13 protein-coding genes are annotated in these 15323 nt (G+C 52.8%); 7 read left to right on the top strand and 6 right to left on the bottom strand.

Annotation, left to right across the window (positions count from 1 at the left end):
- Positions 1–183: 183 nt before the first annotated feature.
- The gene (locus OGY19_RS24125) at positions 184–972 is read right to left on the bottom strand and encodes an aminoglycoside adenylyltransferase family protein (RefSeq protein WP_115602327.1); all 789 of its coding nucleotides are present in this window, start codon (positions 970–972) and stop codon (positions 184–186) included.
- A gap of 177 nt (positions 973–1149) precedes the next feature.
- On the opposite strand from OGY19_RS24125, the gene moeA reads away from it, so the two are divergent.
- The gene (gene moeA, locus OGY19_RS24120; protein WP_115602328.1) at positions 1150–2385 is read left to right on the top strand and encodes a molybdopterin molybdotransferase MoeA; all 1236 of its coding nucleotides are present in this window, start codon (positions 1150–1152) and stop codon (positions 2383–2385) included.
- The gene (gene moeB / locus OGY19_RS24115) at positions 2385–3134 is read left to right on the top strand and encodes a molybdopterin-synthase adenylyltransferase MoeB (protein WP_061067595.1); all 750 of its coding nucleotides are present in this window, start codon (positions 2385–2387) and stop codon (positions 3132–3134) included. Before moeA ends, moeB begins: the two co-directional genes overlap by 1 nt.
- A gap of 86 nt (positions 3135–3220) precedes the next feature.
- Here moeB and fsa read toward each other — a convergent pair whose 3' ends face one another.
- Positions 3221–3883, bottom strand: a complete 663-nt coding sequence (gene fsa / locus OGY19_RS24110; protein ID WP_048212182.1) for a fructose-6-phosphate aldolase — start codon at positions 3881–3883, stop codon at positions 3221–3223.
- A gap of 132 nt (positions 3884–4015) precedes the next feature.
- Here fsa and OGY19_RS24105 point away from each other — a divergent pair, with 132 nt between their 5' ends.
- The 4 genes from OGY19_RS24105 (at position 4016) to OGY19_RS24090 (ending at position 9749) form a co-directional block, all read left to right on the top strand.
- Positions 4016–4915, top strand: coding sequence for a glycyl-radical enzyme activating protein (locus OGY19_RS24105; protein WP_061067594.1), 900 nt, complete (start codon positions 4016–4018; stop codon positions 4913–4915).
- Positions 4916–4920: 5 nt separating this feature from the next.
- Positions 4921–7353 carry a glycyl radical protein gene (locus OGY19_RS24100; protein ID WP_115602329.1) on the top strand — a complete coding sequence of 811 codons (2433 nt, stop codon included), beginning with the start codon at positions 4921–4923 and terminating at the stop codon, positions 7351–7353.
- A gap of 169 nt (positions 7354–7522) precedes the next feature.
- Complete coding sequence (locus OGY19_RS24095; RefSeq protein ID WP_048212185.1) at positions 7523–8338, top strand: Cof-type HAD-IIB family hydrolase; 816 nt, start codon at positions 7523–7525, stop codon at positions 8336–8338.
- A 148-nt stretch (positions 8339–8486) separates the two neighbouring features.
- Positions 8487–9749 carry a DUF1479 domain-containing protein gene (locus tag OGY19_RS24090; RefSeq protein WP_115602330.1) on the top strand — a complete coding sequence of 421 codons (1263 nt, stop codon included), beginning with the start codon at positions 8487–8489 and terminating at the stop codon, positions 9747–9749.
- A 69-nt stretch (positions 9750–9818) separates the two neighbouring features.
- On the opposite strand, the gene OGY19_RS24085 is transcribed toward OGY19_RS24090, so the two are convergent.
- Positions 9819–10673, bottom strand: a complete 855-nt coding sequence (locus OGY19_RS24085; RefSeq protein WP_061067591.1) for a hypothetical protein — start codon at positions 10671–10673, stop codon at positions 9819–9821.
- A 101-nt stretch (positions 10674–10774) separates the two neighbouring features.
- Positions 10775–12367 carry an ABC-F family ATPase gene (locus OGY19_RS24080; protein WP_008784214.1) on the bottom strand — a complete coding sequence of 531 codons (1593 nt, stop codon included), beginning with the start codon at positions 12365–12367 and terminating at the stop codon, positions 10775–10777.
- Positions 12368–12600: 233 nt separating this feature from the next.
- Between OGY19_RS24080 and ldtB the strand changes: the two genes are divergently transcribed.
- Complete coding sequence (gene ldtB, locus OGY19_RS24075; RefSeq protein WP_115602428.1) at positions 12601–13521, top strand: L,D-transpeptidase; 921 nt, start codon at positions 12601–12603, stop codon at positions 13519–13521.
- A 94-nt stretch (positions 13522–13615) separates the two neighbouring features.
- On the opposite strand, the gene OGY19_RS24070 is transcribed toward ldtB, so the two are convergent.
- Both OGY19_RS24070 and mntR read right to left on the bottom strand, forming a co-directional pair.
- Positions 13616–14722: an anion transporter gene (locus tag OGY19_RS24070; RefSeq protein WP_286597337.1), complete on the bottom strand. Its 1107-nt coding sequence runs from the start codon at positions 14720–14722 to the stop codon at positions 13616–13618.
- Positions 14719–15192 (bottom strand): manganese-binding transcriptional regulator MntR, encoded by a 474-nt coding sequence (gene mntR / locus OGY19_RS24065; RefSeq protein ID WP_003831586.1) that lies wholly within the window; start codon positions 15190–15192, stop codon positions 14719–14721. Before mntR ends, OGY19_RS24070 begins: the two co-directional genes overlap by 4 nt.
- Positions 15193–15323 lie beyond the last annotated feature (131 nt).

The following is a 15323-nucleotide window of genomic DNA, read 5'->3' as shown; positions in this document are numbered from 1 at the left end:
CCATTAAGGTGGCAGGTAACGGGGTTATAAATATCAGAATTTCTGTGAGTTATTGATTCGATTTTTGAATATAGAAAGATGCAGACGTCATGTAAAGGTAAAGGCCCGCCCCTCACACTTCTTCGCATCAGGTCATGCAGCAGTGTTCAACAAACAGGAGATTCCCCGACGTTATTGAATAAATTAATTCAACCGATCGGTAATCTGTTTTTTTGCATAAAACACAAAGCGTTCAACAGACGGCATACATGCGGCCCAGTTCTCTTTGGTTAACCCCAGATATTCCGCACGCGCAGCCTGCAACGTGGCGGCATGTTCAGTGGGCAATTGCGGTATCAGCCAGTACGCAGCCTCATCTTTAGCGACAATATTGCCCGTAATCGCGCTATACCAGATGCGTGCCAGAGCAAGGATAATATTCCGCTCGTCCCCTTCTAAATCGGCCGGTTTCTGCCACATATCAAGGATATGTCGAAATGTTTGTACGATATCGCTAAAAGGGATGACATTGAATAATCTCTCAGCGGGTTCACCGAACAACGGTACGCTGGCACGCCGGGCCTGGGTCAGCAGAATGGAAAGGTCGGGATCCACCTGCGCCGGTTCATACACACCAGCGCAGATATCTTCACGCAACCATTCACCAAACTGCATCTCTCTCGCCGGTGGAAATCGCCACGGTACAATCTGCGAGAACAGTACAACGGTCACTTCCAGCGCACGATACCGCACGCAGACGCCGGGAGGCGCAGAAATAGCCAGCAAATCCTGCATCAATTTTTTTCTTTGCTGCATATCCAGCGGTTGCCTGATGGTAACCAGTAAATCGATGTCGCTTTGGGGTTTTAATCCCCCTTCAACAGCAGATCCATACAAATGAATGGCAACGAGATTCCCCTGGAAAATCTGGCGGATGAGCGCACTGGCGGCATCCACCTGGCGTCGAATGGCGTCCGGGATATTATGAGTCATTTAGCCCCCAGGGAAAAAAGAGCGGAAATAGTGAGTTTATACGGCATTTTTCCTGTCGCGCTATCCTCTGGCAGAAAACCGTTATCAGATCCGATCCTAAGCCTGAGGTGGCATACTGTCCGCGTCCATTTTCTGACATAATAACCGGATTCGATTTTGCCCCGCAGGAGTCTTCACATGGAATTTACCGCCGGACTGATGCCGCTTGAAACGGCTCTCTCTCAGATGCTTTCGCGTATTACCCCACTCACCGCCGTCGAAACGCTGCCCCTGGTTCAATGCTTTGGTCGTATTCTGGCGACCGACATCGTCTCCCCGATTGATGTCCCTGGATTCGATAACTCGGCAATGGATGGTTATGCGGTGCGTTTGGCCGATCTGCAATCCGGCCAGCCGCTCTCCGTTGCAGGTAAAGCCTTTGCCGGTCAGCCTTTCCATGGCGAGTGGCCTGCGGGAACCTGCATCCGTATTATGACCGGTGCCCCGGTTCCTGTCGGTTGCGAAGCGGTAGTGATGCAGGAGCAAACGGAACAAACTGACGACGGTGTGCGTTTTACCGCCGACGTCCGCAGCGGACAAAATATTCGTCTGCGCGGTGAAGATATTGCCAACGGCGCGGTGGTATTTCCCGCCGGGACTCGCCTGACCACCGCCGAGCTTCCCGTGCTGGCTTCGCTCGGTATTGCCGATGTCCCCGTCGTGCGCAAAGTCCGCGTGGCGTTGTTCTCCACCGGTGATGAACTGCAACTGCCGGGTCAGCCGCTGGGCGACGGACAGATTTATGATACTAACCGTCTGACCGTACATCTGATGCTGCAGCAGTTGGGCTGCGAGGTGATCAACTTAGGGATTATTCGTGACGATCCCAACGCGCTGCGCGCCGCGTTTATCGAAGCCGACAGCCAGGCCGATGTCGTTATCAGTTCCGGTGGTGTTTCTGTTGGCGAAGCGGATTACACCAAAACCATTCTGGAAGAACTGGGAGAAATTGCCTTCTGGAAATTGGCCATCAAACCCGGTAAACCGTTCTCCTTTGGCAAACTGAGCAACAGCTGGTTTTGCGGCCTGCCGGGTAACCCGGTGTCAGCGGCCCTCACCTTTTATCAACTGGTCCAACCACTACTGGCGAAACTCAGCGGTAACACCGCCTGCGGACTGCCGCCACGCCAGCGCGTGCGCAGCGCATCACGTCTGAAGAAAACGCCTGGCCGTCTGGATTTTCAGCGCGGTGTATTACAGCGTACCGCAGAAGGCGAACTGGAAGTCACCACTACCGGACATCAGGGCTCGCATATTTTTAGCTCCTTTAGCCTGGGCAACTGTTTTATCGTGCTGGAACGCGACCGTGGTAACGTCGAAGCCGGAGAATGGGTTGAGGTCGAGCCGTTTAACGCACTGTTTGGAGGCCTGTAATGGCAGAACTCAGCGACCAGGAGATGATGCGCTATAACCGGCAAATCATTCTGCGCGGCTTCGATTTCGAAGGTCAGGAAGCGCTCAAGGAGGCGCGGGTACTGGTCGTTGGTCTGGGAGGGCTGGGATGCGCGGCAACTCAGTATCTGGCGGGCGCGGGCATCGGACATTTAACCCTGCTCGACTTTGACACGGTCTCCGTGTCGAATCTCCAGCGCCAGACGCTGCACAGCGATGCGACAGTTGGACAGCCGAAAGTGCTCTCCGCCCGCGACGCCCTGGCGCGAATCAACCCCTATATCGCCATTACGCCAGTGAATGCGCTGCTGGACGAGAGCGAGATTCACTCGCTTATCGCCGAACACGATTTGGTGCTGGACTGTACGGATAACGTCAGCATCCGCAATCAGCTGAATGCAGGATGCTTTGCCGCCGGGGTTCCGCTGGTTTCCGGTGCGGCAATTCGCATGGAAGGGCAAATTACCGTCTTTACGTATCAGGAAGGCGAGCCCTGCTACCGTTGCCTGAGCCGTCTGTTCGGTGAAAACGCCCTGACCTGCGTCGAGGCAGGCGTGATGGCCCCGCTAATCGGCGTGATCGGATCGTTACAGGCGATGGAAGCCATTAAGCTGCTGGCAAGCTACGGTAAACCGGCGTCTGGAAAAATCGTCATGTACGACGCCATGACCTGCCAGTTTCGCGAAATGAAGCTGATGCGTAATCCGGGGTGCGAGGTTTGTAGTCGGTAAAAAAGTCGGGTGGCGGCTTCGCCTTACCCGACCTACAACGGCTCGAACGTAGGCCGGGTAAGCGTTAGCGCCACCCGGCAACAGCATCAGATCGACGTGCGACCAAATGCGCTCTGCCAGTCGTGCTCAAACTTCGCCACGGCAGCATCAACGGCTGGAGAGCTAATCATCTGCTGAGCGACATCCAGCGGCAGCGTGATGGACTCACAGCCGACCAGCAGGCAATCCAGCGCCTGACGCGGCGTTTTGAAACTGGCTGCCAGCACTTTGGCGTGCGGGGCATGCATTTTCAATAAGGCCTGCAGATCGGTCACCGTCTGAATGCCGTCGCCCCCCTGAGCGTCCACGCGGTTAACGTATGGCGCAACATATTCGGCGCCAGCCAGCGCAGCTAAAAGCCCCTGAGCAGCACCGTAAACCGCGGTCCCCAGCGTCGGGATGCCCTCTTCTTTCAGCAATTTAATTGCTGCCAGACCCTCTGCCGTGACCGGCACTTTCACGACGATATCCGCGATGATTGCCCGCAGTTTACGCGCATCGCTGACCATCCCTTCGGCGGTGGTCGCCATTACCTGTGCAAACAGGCGGCCTTGCCCACCCATCGCGTCCTGCAATTGCGGCAGTAACACGTCCAGCGTCTGCTTACCTGCCGCCACAATGCTTGGGTTAGTGGTCACCCCTGCCAACGGAAAAACACGCGCCAGCGCTTTTACCGCGGCAACATCAGACGTATCTAAATAGAGTTCCATCACCTTTCCTCAAACGAATAATTAGCATGAATAAAAGGTAGCACGGCGAAACCTCGCGGTTAGTTGACGCACGTCAATATAACTTTCATTAGAAAGTAATTTAATCTTTATACGAAAGAAAAGAGGCCGCTTATGATTTTCAATATCCAGCGCTATTCCACGCATGATGGTCCAGGTATCCGCACCGTGGTGTTCCTTAAGGGATGTTCACTGGGTTGTCGGTGGTGCCAGAATCCGGAAAGCCGCGCCCGGACGCGGGATCTGCTCTATGACGCACGTCTGTGCCTTGATGGTTGCGATCTTTGTGCTCAGGCGGCACCGGAGGTGATTGAGCGGGCACTGAGCGGGTTGCTGATTCATCGCGAAAAACTGACCGATGATGCTCTGACGGCGCTGACCCACTGCTGCCCTACCCAGGCGCTGACCGTCTGTGGAGAGGTAAAAAGCGTGGACGAAATCATGGCGACCGTATTGCGGGATAAACCGTTTTACGACCGCAGCGGAGGGGGACTCACGCTTTCCGGCGGCGAACCGTTTATGCAGCCAGAGCTGGCGGCTGAATTGTTCCAGGCCAGCCACGAAGCAGGCATTCATACGGCAGTAGAAACCTGTTTGCATGTTCCCTGGAAGTATATTGAGCCGTCATTACCCTACGTTGATCTGTTCCTGGCCGATTTAAAGCATGTCGCCGACGCGCCGTTTAAACAGTGGACCGATGGCAGCGCCTCTCGCGTGCTGGAAAACCTGAAAAAACTGGCCGCCGCCGGTAAAAAAATAATTATCCGCGTCCCGCTGATTCAGGGATTCAACGCTGACGAAGCAGCTATTCAGGCCATTACCGATTTTGCCGCCGACGAACTCCACGTCGGAGAGATCCATTTTTTGCCCTACCACACGCTGGGCATCAACAAGTACAACTTACTCAATCAACCCTACAACGCCCCGGATAAACCGCTTGATGCGCCTGCGCTGCTCAAATTTGCCCAGCAGTACGCCAGCCTTAAAGGTTTAACCGCGACCCTACGAGGATAATCGCCATGACTACTCTGAAACTGGACACACTCAGCGATCGTATCAAAGCGCATAAAACGGCCCTGATCCACATCGTGAAACCGCCGGTTTGTACCGAGCGCGCCCAGCACTATACCGAGATGTACCAACAGCATCTGGATAAACCCATCCCGGTACGCCGTGCGCTGGCACTGGCTCATCACCTGGCGGAACGCACTATCTGGATCAAGCATGACGAGTTGATCATCGGTAACCAGGCAAGCGAAGTACGCGCCGCGCCAATCTTCCCGGAATACACCGTCTCCTGGATTGAAAAAGAGATCGATGATCTCGCCGACAGGCCCGGTGCAGGCTTCGCGGTTAGCGAAGAGAACAAGCGCGTATTGCATGAGGTGTGCCCATGGTGGCGCGGTCAGACCGTACAGGACCGCTGCTACGGCATGTTTACCGACGAACAAAAAGGGCTGCTGGAAACCGGCATTATCAAAGCTGAAGGTAATATGACCTCCGGCGACGCACACCTGGCGGTGAACTTCCCGCTGCTGCTGGAAAAAGGTCTCGACGGTCTGCGCCACAAAGTCGATGAACGTCGTTCCCGCATTAATCTGACTTGTCTGGAAGACCTCCATGGCGATCAGTTCCTGAAAGCGATTGATATCGTGCTGGAGGCCGTCAGCCTGCACATTGAGCGCTTTGCCGCGCTGGCGCGTAAAATGGCGTCCACAGAAACGCGCGCCAGCCGCCGTGATGAACTGCTGACCATGGCGGAAAACTGCGATGTCATCGCCCATGAGCCGCCAAAAACGTTCTGGCAGGCGCTGCAGTTGTGCTACTTCATCCAGTTGATCCTGCAAATTGAATCGAACGGTCACTCCGTATCGTTTGGCCGCATGGATCAGTACCTCTATCCGTTCTACCGTCGTGACGTAGAACTAAACCAGAGTCTCGATCGTGAGCACGCCATTGAGCTGTTGCACAGCTGCTGGCTGAAATTGCTGGAAGTAAACAAAATTCGCTCTGGCTCCCACTCGAAAGCCTCAGCAGGCAGCCCGCTGTATCAGAACGTGACCATCGGTGGCCAGAACCTGGTCAACGGTCAGGCGATAGATGCCGTCAACCCGCTCTCCTATGCCATTCTGGAATCCTGTGGCCGACTGCGCTCTACCCAGCCGAACCTCAGCGTGCGTTATCATGCGGGGATGAGTAATGACTTCCTGGATGCCTGCGTGCAGGTGATCCGCTGCGGCTTCGGGATGCCAGCCTTTAACAACGATGAAATCGTCATTCCGGAATTCATTAAGCTGGGCATTGAACCGCAGGACGCCTATGACTACGCAGCTATTGGTTGCATCGAAACCGCTGTTGGCGGGAAATGGGGCTACCGTTGCACCGGCATGAGCTTTATTAACTTTGCCCGCGTGATGCTGGCGGCGCTGGAAGGCGGACGCGATGCCACCAGCGGCAAAGTATTCCTGCCGCAGGAAAAAGCGCTTTCAGTCGGCAACTTTAATAATTTCGATGAAGTGATGGAGGCCTGGGATACGCAGATCCGCTACTACACGCGCAAATCCATCGAAATAGAGTATGTCGTCGACACCATGCTGGAAGAAAACGTACACGATATTCTGTGCTCTGCGCTGGTAGATGATTGTATTGAGCGCGCGAAGAGCATTAAGCAAGGTGGCGCGAAGTATGACTGGGTATCCGGTCTGCAGGTGGGTATCGCCAACCTCGGCAACAGCCTGGCAGCAGTGAAGAAACTGGTCTTTGAACAGGGCGCTATCGGTCAACAACAACTGGCCGCCGCGCTGGCTGATGATTTTGATGGTCTGACCCACGAGCAGTTGCGTCAACGCCTGATCAACGGCGCGCCAAAGTACGGCAACGATGACGATAGCGTTGATACGCTGCTGGCTCGCGCTTATCAGACCTACATTGACGAACTTAAGCAGTATCACAACCCGCGTTACGGCCGTGGTCCGGTTGGCGGCAACTACTATGCCGGGACCTCGTCTATCTCCGCAAACGTACCATTCGGCGCGGCAACGATGGCAACGCCGGATGGCCGTAAAGCGCATACTCCGCTGGCAGAAGGCGCCAGCCCGGCCTCCGGTACGGACCATCTCGGCCCAACGGCGGTAATTGGCTCTGTAGGTAAACTGCCTACCGGCTCAATCCTCGGCGGCGTACTGTTAAACCAGAAGCTGAACCCGGCCACGCTGGAAAATGAGTCTGATAAACAAAAGCTGATGATTCTGCTGCGTACCTTCTTTGAAGAGCACAAAGGCTGGCATATTCAGTACAACATCGTTTCTCGTGAAACGCTGCTGGAAGCCAAAAAACACCCGGATCAGTACCGTGACCTGGTGGTGCGTGTCGCGGGTTATTCCGCCTTCTTCACCGCGCTGTCTCCGGATGCGCAGGACGATATCATCGCGCGCACTGAACATATGCTGTAACCCCCTCCCGCCCGGTGGCACTGTGCTTACCGGGCCTACATACTCTCCCTTTAGCCGGGTAAGGCGAAGCTGCCACCCGGCCTTTTACTTTCATTCGAAATTAAATTTGTGCTACAGGTCACATTGTTATTAGAATGTTTCTGGTTGCAGTTATAAGCCAGGAGCATATATGACCATCAACGTTATCGTCACCGATATGGACGGAACGTTTCTCGACGACGCCAAGCAATACGATCGCGAACGCTTTATGGCGCAGTACCAGGAACTGAAAAAAAGAGACATTGAATTTGTCGTGGCCAGCGGCAATCAGTACTACCAGCTTATCTCCTTCTTCCCCGAGCTGAAAAATGAGATCTCCTTTGTTGCCGAAAATGGAGCATTGGTATTCGAACATGGTAAGCAACTGTTTCACGGCGAGCTGACCCGCCACGAATCCCGCATTGTCATTGGCGAACTGCTCAAAGATAAGCAGCTCAACTTTGTGGCCTGTGGACTGCAAAGCGCCTACGTGAGCGAAAATGCCCCAGAGTCCTTTGTCGCGTTGATGGCAAAACACTACCATCGCCTGAAACCCGTAAAGGATTACCAGGATATCGACGATGTGCTGTTCAAGTTCTCGCTGAATTTACCTGACCAACAGATCCCATTAGTTATCGATCACCTTCATTCTGCTCTCGACGGCATTATGAAGCCCGTCACCAGCGGCTTTGGGTTTATCGACCTGATCATTCCCGGCTTACATAAAGCCAACGGGATCAGCCGTCTGTTAAAACGCTGGAACCTGTCACCACAAAACGTGGTCGCCATTGGCGACAGCGGCAACGACGCGGAAATGTTGAAAATGGCGCACTACTCTTTCGCCATGGCTAATGCAGCCGAGAACATCAAATTTATTGCCCGCTATCAGACCGACGATAATAACCATCAAGGCGCGCTGAACGTAATTCAGGCGGTGCTGGATAACACTTCGCCTTTTAACGCCTGATCCTGCCAACCGGAGTACCTGCTCCGGTTCTCACCGTTTTTGCATTCCGTGCACACCATCAAGTTTTTAAACTTGCATTAACTTATTTTTAACTTATATTGCACTTGTAAGTTAGATAAGTTTCAAATGAAAGTTATGCGAGGTGGTTATGGCTTTTACTTTTACCAGCGACACATTGCCCGCCGATCACAAAGCGGCAATCCGTCAGATGAAACAGCAACTGCGGGTACAGCTTGGGGATGTTCAGTTGGTCTTCAATCAGCTGAGCGATGCCATTGCCACCCGCGTGGCGGAAATCAACGCCCTCAAAGCGCAAGGCTCCCCGGTATGGCCGGTGTTGTCCTATACGGATATCAAAGCGGGTCGCGTGAGTGCAGAGCAGCGTGAAGAAATTAAGCGTCGCGGATGCGCAGTCATTAAGGGGCATTTCCCCCGCGAACAGGCGCTGGCATGGGATCAGTCGATGCTCGATTACCTGGATCGCAACCATTTTGATGACGTCTACAAAGGACCGGGCGATAACTTCTTCGGCACCCTGAGCGCATCGCGACCTGAAATCTACCCCATTTACTGGTCCCAGGCGCAGATGCAGGCCCGCCAGAGTGAAGAAATGGCCAATGCACAGTCGTTCCTCAATCGTCTTTGGACATTTTCAAGCGAAGGTAAACAATGGTTTAACCCGGATGTCAGCGTTATCTACCCTGACCGTATACGCCGCCGTCCGCCGGGAACCACCTCCAAAGGGCTGGGCGCGCATACGGATTCCGGCGCGCTGGAACGCTGGCTGCTGCCTGCGTATCAGCGGGTATTTGCTCATGTTTTCAATGGTAAACTGGACGATTACGATCCGTGGCAGGCAGCGCATCGCACCGAAGTAGAAGAGTACACGGTGGATAACACCACCAAATGTTCAGTCTTCCGTACCTTCCAGGGCTGGACTGCGCTGTCCGATATGCTGCCAGGTCAGGGATTGTTGCACGTGGTCCCTATTCCTGAAGCGATGGCGTATGTGCTGTTACGCCCATTGCTTGACGATGTGCCGGAAGATGAACTGTGCGGCGTCGCGCCCGGCAGAGTCCTGCCAATTTCCGCGCAATGGCATCCGCTGCTGATTGAAGCGCTAACCAGCATTCCACAGCTGGAAGCCGGAGACTCAGTGTGGTGGCATTGTGATGTCATTCACGCCGTCGCGCCGGTAGAAAATCAACAGGGTTGGGGCAACGTGATGTACATCCCTGCCGCACCGATGTGCGAAAAGAATCTGGCCTACGCTCACAAAGTGAAAGCCGCGCTGGAAAAAGGCGCGTCGCCGGGTGATTTCCCGCGCGAGGATTATGAAACGAACTGGGAAGGACGCTTCACGCTGGAGGATTTGAATATCCACGGTAAACGCGCGCTGGGGATGGAATAATCCTTCCCCTTTCATCGCTTTTAAAATAGTCCGGTTTTCTTCATTATATGATAAAAACCGGGTATTTTTTTATTCTACTGAAATTGCTGCCAGTTTCCATTTATCCTTTTCTTTGAGCATAGTAACGTTAATCTCGCCAGACTCTCCGTTTTTAAACTCTACGCTTCCAGACAAAGAACCAACATCATTTACTACATTGAAACTATCGAAACTGTATTCACTAATATCATCAAAATGAACAGACTCGGTTACAAGCTTAAAATCCTCGCTGTTCATTTTTCTTTGCAAAGAAGAAGAGCTTGCCTGATAAGCCTGAATATATTTTCCATCACGGAGCAAATCTATCTCTGTTCGCGCAGCATCCTTCAAATCACCCATCGTGGAAAAAAGGAAAGTGCCAAGGCCGATAAAAATAATCAGTGCGGCAATCACCGCTCCCGCAATAACAAATTTCCTTTTCTTCTTGTCTGCTAACAGACCACGAACCTGCCATCCCGCATCACGAACAATATCAAAAATAGGATCGGTAATTTCCGTTGATACAAATTTATAGCCATCAATTTTACCGAAGCTACCATCTTCTTTTTTACCCCAGGATCCCCCAGCAGAAAACTCAAGGCGTTTCCCGATCTGGACAGATTTGCTTAATCTGAACCCACCCAAATCTGCATCCCACTCCACATCGGTCGTTTTTTCACGATAAGTAATTTGCTTTTTGCTTTCATTGAAAAACAGTCTTAACTCATATTGTTTTTGCAATCCGTATTGACTGAAATAATCTATCCACTCAGCATCTTCGATATTCCAGGATGCAACAATATCATCACCATCTTCACGTAAAATGAAAGGATGCTCGTTGCTGTTGTTTAAATTTAGTAAGTTTAATTTAAGATTGGCTAAAGAGAGTGGTTCCATCTGACTCATTTTCTTTCCTTGCGTAGGTCGTTATGGAAAGTATCTTAGCCACAATTGTGGCTAAGATTAATCAGTAGAACTTTTTTTCAGAAAAGTGCGGGGAGAGAGACTTATTCGACGCCTTTACTCCGCAGGTAATCTTCGTAGTTGCCGGTGAAGTCGATCACGCGTTCCGGCGTAATTTCAATCACGCGGGTTGCCAGGGAACTGACGAACTCACGGTCGTGAGAAACAAAGATCAGCGTGCCCTGGTACATTTCCAGCGCCATGTTCAGCGACTCGATAGATTCCATATCCAGGTGGTTGGTTGGTTCATCCATCACCAGAATATTCGGTTTCTGCATCATCAGCTTACCGAACAGCATGCGTCCTTTTTCACCACCGGAGAGCACTTTTGCAGGCTTCTTGATATCGTCCTGGCTGAACAGCAGACGACCGAGGAAGCTGCGCACAACCTGCTCATCGTCGCCTTCTTGTTTCCACTGGCTCATCCATTCGAAAACGGTCAGATCGTTTTCAAACTCGTATTCGTGATCCTGCGCGTAGTAACCAACCTGGGCGTTTTCAGACCACTTAACGGTACCGTTGTCCGGCTGCAAATCGCCAACCAACGTTTTCAGCATGGTGGATTTACCCACGCCGTTGGCGCCAATGATGGCAACCTTCTCCCCCACTTCCAGCAGCAGGTTGAAGTTTTTAAACAGCGGGCCTTCATCAAAACCTTTCGCCAGCGCTTCCACTTCCAGCGCGTTACGGAACAGTTTCTTATCCTGCTCGAAACGGATGAACGGGTTCTGACGGCTGGACGCTTTCACTTCATCGAGCTTGATCTTATCAATCTGGCGCGCACGAGAGGTCGCCTGACGAGATTTAGATGCGTTGGCGCTAAAGCGGCTGACGAAGGATTGCAGATCGGCAATCTGTGCTTTCTTCTTGGCGTTATCGGCCAGCAGACGTTCACGCGCCTGGGTTGCCGCCGTCATGTATTCGTCGTAGTTACCCGGATAAACACGCAGTTCGCCGTAGTCCAGATCCGCCATGTGCGTGCAGACCATGTTCAGGAAGTGACGATCGTGCGAAATGATGATCATGGTGCTGTCACGCTCGTTCAGCGTCTGCTCCAGCCAGCGGATGGTGTCGATATCCAGGTTGTTGGTTGGTTCGTCGAGCAGCAGAATGTCCGGGTTAGAGAACAGCGCCTGTGCCAGAAGCACACGCAGTTTCCAGCCGGGCGCGACTTCGCTCATCGGGCCGTAATGCTGCTCTACCGGAATACCGACGCCCAGCAGCAGTTCACCCGCACGCGCTTCCGCAGAGTAGCCGTCCATTTCGCCGTACTGAACTTCAAGGTCAGCCACTTTATAGCCGTCTTCTTCGCTCATCTCGGCCAGAGCGTAGATACGGTCGCGCTCCTGCTTCACTTCCCACAGTTCAGCGTGCCCCATAATTACTGTGTCGAGAACAGTGAACTCTTCAAAGGCGAATTGATCCTGACGCAGCTTACCGATGCGCTCATTCGGATCGAGGGAAACGTTGCCCAGCGTCGGTTCGAGGTCGCCGCCGAGAATTTTCATAAAGGTGGATTTACCGCTACCGTTCGCGCCAATCAGGCCGTAACGATTGCCGCCGCCAAATTTGACGGAAATATTTTCAAACAGCGGCTTACTGCCGAACTGCATAGTGACGTTGCTGGAAACTAACACTGGCGTATCCTGAAAGAGAAAGAAATATGTGACAAACCGCTTATTATGCCATAACTCTGCAATAAGATCGCGCCGTTCATGCAGCACAGATAAAGTGAAAGCAAAAGGAAAAAAATGTGATTTAGTACACATCCGAATTCCTTGTTGCTCAGAATGCACATATAATGCCTGCCCAACACTACATAAATCTCAACCCACTAGCCTGCCTGGCACTGAATCTCGCATACATGAACATGAATATGAAATTAACAACGCTTTTCGCGGCGGCACTCGCAATAGTTGGTTTTTGTAACACCGCTTCTGCCGTCACGTACCCGCTGCCTACCGATGGCAGCCGTTTGATTGGCCAGAACCAGGTCATCACGATTCCTGAAAGCAACACCCAACCGCTGGAATATTTTGCGGCAGAGTATCAGATGGGTCTGTCTAACATGCTGGAAGCTAACCCGGGCGTGGATACCTTCCTGCCGAAAGGCGGCACCGTGCTGAACATTCCTCAGCAGTTGATCCTGCCGGATACCGTGCATGAAGGTATTGTGATTAACAGCGCCGAAATGCGTCTGTACTACTACCCGAAAGGTACTAACACCGTCATCGTTCTGCCTATCGGTATCGGCCAGTTAGGTAAAGACACCCCTATCAACTGGACCACCAAAGTTGAACGTAAGAAAGCGGGTCCAACCTGGACGCCAACCGCGAAAATGCATGCGGAATACCGCGCTGCGGGCGAACCGCTGCCAGCCGTTGTTCCGGCAGGTCCGGATAACCCGATGGGTCTGTACGCGCTGTATATCGGTCGCCTGTACGCCATCCACGGCACCAATGCTAACTTCGGCGTCGGCTTACGCGTCAGCCACGGCTGCGTGCGTCTGCGTAACGATGACATCAAGTTCCTGTTTGAAAATGTGCCGGTCGGTACTCGCGTCCAGTTTATCGATGAGCCGGTAAAAGCCACTACCGAACCAGACGGCAGCCGTTACATCGAGGTACATAACCCGCTGTCTACGACTGAAGCACAGTTTGAAGGCGGGGAAATCGTACCAATTACGCTGAATAAGAGCATTACCAGCATCACCGGTCAGTCTGACGTCGATCAGGCCGTCGTTGAGCAGGCGGTACAGAACCGTTCTGGTATGCCGGTTCGTCTGAACTAATCGGCTATACATGCCCGATGGCGCTACGCTTATCGGGCCTACCAGCACTGTAGGCCGGATTAGGCGCCAGCCGCCATCCGGCACACCACATCAATTACATCATCAACAGCAAGCCATATCCCACCAGCGCCGCCCATATCAGCATCGGCACCGAATACAGATGAAAACGCCACCAGATGCGTCGGTCATTTGCCATGCGTAAAGCAATCAGATTCGCCAGCGACCCCGGCAACAGGCCAAACCCTCCGATATTAACTGCCCAGGCCAACAATAGCGTCGGCGGAACATAGTTGAGCAACAAAATCGTGCTGGGAACGTTACTGATAAATTGCGACAAGCCGATTGCCGTCAACCACAGCCCCGGTGCTGAAAGCGTGCCAATCTGACTGGTTATTCCGTGTAACACCGGCAACTGCGTCAGCAAATGCACATCAATAAACATCGCCATAAACACTAACAGCAACGTCCAGTCAACGCTGAGGATCACACGGCGAGCCAGTACCATGAACCCCGCGGCGACGATCGCCAGGCCCCACAGCTCTTGTTTTAACTCCAGTGCCGTCAGGAAGATGATATACAACGCCAGACAGCTCCACACCAGACGCGGTTGCCAGTCAGGCGCGGACGTACCGGTGTGATAATGCAATGCTTTATTCGGGAAACTGAACCAGCACAGCACCACCAGCGTCAGCATCATGGTCCCGGCAAGCGGCGCCATTTGCGAGGTAAATGCGGCAAATGACAAGCCAGAACGCCCCCACATCAGAATGTTTTGCGGGTTACCGATTGGCGTGAGCAACGATCCGGCGTTAACCGCCAGCGCCTCAAAGATAATCAGGCGATTCACCGGAATAGCGCACAATTTTTTCAGGGTGATCGTCAGCGGAACAACAATAAACAGCGCCACATCATTGGTCAGAAACGTCGACAGCGCCGCCGCCAGCACCATAAATATCGCCAGTTGGCGTTCTGTGTTGAAGCGGCGAGTCATCTTGCGCCCTAACACATCAAAATAGCCGCTGAGCTCGACGCCTTTGGTCAGTAACATCAGACCGCTAAGCGTAATAATCGTGTGCCAGTCAATGGCTCCCGGCCACAGCCGGGGCGCAAATGGCGTGAAAAGGCTCAGTGCACCCCCAACAATGATTAACAGTTGGAAAAAGCGATCGCGCTGTAAGGCGCGTAGCAAAGGGAAACTCATTCAGAGCCTGTTCCTTGCTGTTGCGTAAACCGGCTAAAAGCCTCCAGTGTTTCCTTACTGACGTGATGCTCCATTCCTTCCGCGTCGCGACGGGCAATTTCCGGGCTGATACCTAACATCAACAGGAAATTCTCCACAATCTGATGACGCTCCCGACTCTCCTGAGCTAATCGCTCACCTTCTGCGGTTAAAAACACGCCCCGCCAGGGGATCATTTCAATCAACCCAACGGAGGCAAGGCGTTTAAGCATTTTGGCAACCGTCGGCTGGGAAACCCCAAGCCGCGCGGCCATATCTACCTGGCGTGCTTCACCCACCTCGATAATGAGATCGGAAATCAGCTCTACGTAGTCATCAATCAGCTCACGGCGATGCGCCTCCCGGACCTGACGAAATCCTTCAACGTGTTCTTCGACATTCACCAATTGCGTCACTTTTTTTGTTGTTGGCATACCTGCGCGACGACTCATTCTGCTTCCTCGTTACTGTGACGCGTTAACGGCATCTGATTAGAGAACGCTCATTGTAAACCAGAGTTGCGTGGGCACAAAAAATTAACGTTTTAGCAATAGCTATATAATATAGCCTGTGCTATATCTGT

Source organism: Citrobacter sp. Cy070 (assembly GCF_030332245.1).
Classification (GTDB): Bacteria; Pseudomonadota; Gammaproteobacteria; order Enterobacterales; family Enterobacteriaceae; genus Citrobacter; species Citrobacter youngae.
Note: the sequence above shows the minus strand (reverse complement) of the source record. Positions and strands in the feature narration are given on the sequence as shown.

What these genes read in the sequence shown, in the direction of transcription:
- OGY19_RS24090 (WP_115602330.1), top strand. Translation starts at nt 8,487, where the DNA reads ATGGCTTTTACTTTTACCAGCGACACATTGCCCGCCGATCACAAAGCG.
- OGY19_RS24125 (WP_115602327.1), bottom strand. Translation starts at nt 972, where the DNA reads ATGACTCATAATATCCCGGACGCCATTCGACGCCAGGTGGATGCCGCC.
- OGY19_RS24100 (WP_115602329.1), top strand. Translation starts at nt 4,921, where the DNA reads ATGACTACTCTGAAACTGGACACACTCAGCGATCGTATCAAAGCGCAT.
- ldtB (WP_115602428.1), top strand. Translation starts at nt 12,601, where the DNA reads ATGAATATGAAATTAACAACGCTTTTCGCGGCGGCACTCGCAATAGTT.
- fsa (WP_048212182.1), bottom strand. Translation starts at nt 3,883, where the DNA reads ATGGAACTCTATTTAGATACGTCTGATGTTGCCGCGGTAAAAGCGCTG.
- mntR (WP_003831586.1), bottom strand. Translation starts at nt 15,192, where the DNA reads ATGAGTCGTCGCGCAGGTATGCCAACAACAAAAAAAGTGACGCAATTG.
- OGY19_RS24095 (WP_048212185.1), top strand. Translation starts at nt 7,523, where the DNA reads ATGACCATCAACGTTATCGTCACCGATATGGACGGAACGTTTCTCGAC.
- OGY19_RS24085 (WP_061067591.1), bottom strand. Translation starts at nt 10,673, where the DNA reads ATGAGTCAGATGGAACCACTCTCTTTAGCCAATCTTAAATTAAACTTA.
- moeB (WP_061067595.1), top strand. Translation starts at nt 2,385, where the DNA reads ATGGCAGAACTCAGCGACCAGGAGATGATGCGCTATAACCGGCAAATC.
- moeA (WP_115602328.1), top strand. Translation starts at nt 1,150, where the DNA reads ATGGAATTTACCGCCGGACTGATGCCGCTTGAAACGGCTCTCTCTCAG.
- OGY19_RS24105 (WP_061067594.1), top strand. Translation starts at nt 4,016, where the DNA reads ATGATTTTCAATATCCAGCGCTATTCCACGCATGATGGTCCAGGTATC.
- OGY19_RS24070 (WP_286597337.1), bottom strand. Translation starts at nt 14,722, where the DNA reads ATGAGTTTCCCTTTGCTACGCGCCTTACAGCGCGATCGCTTTTTCCAA.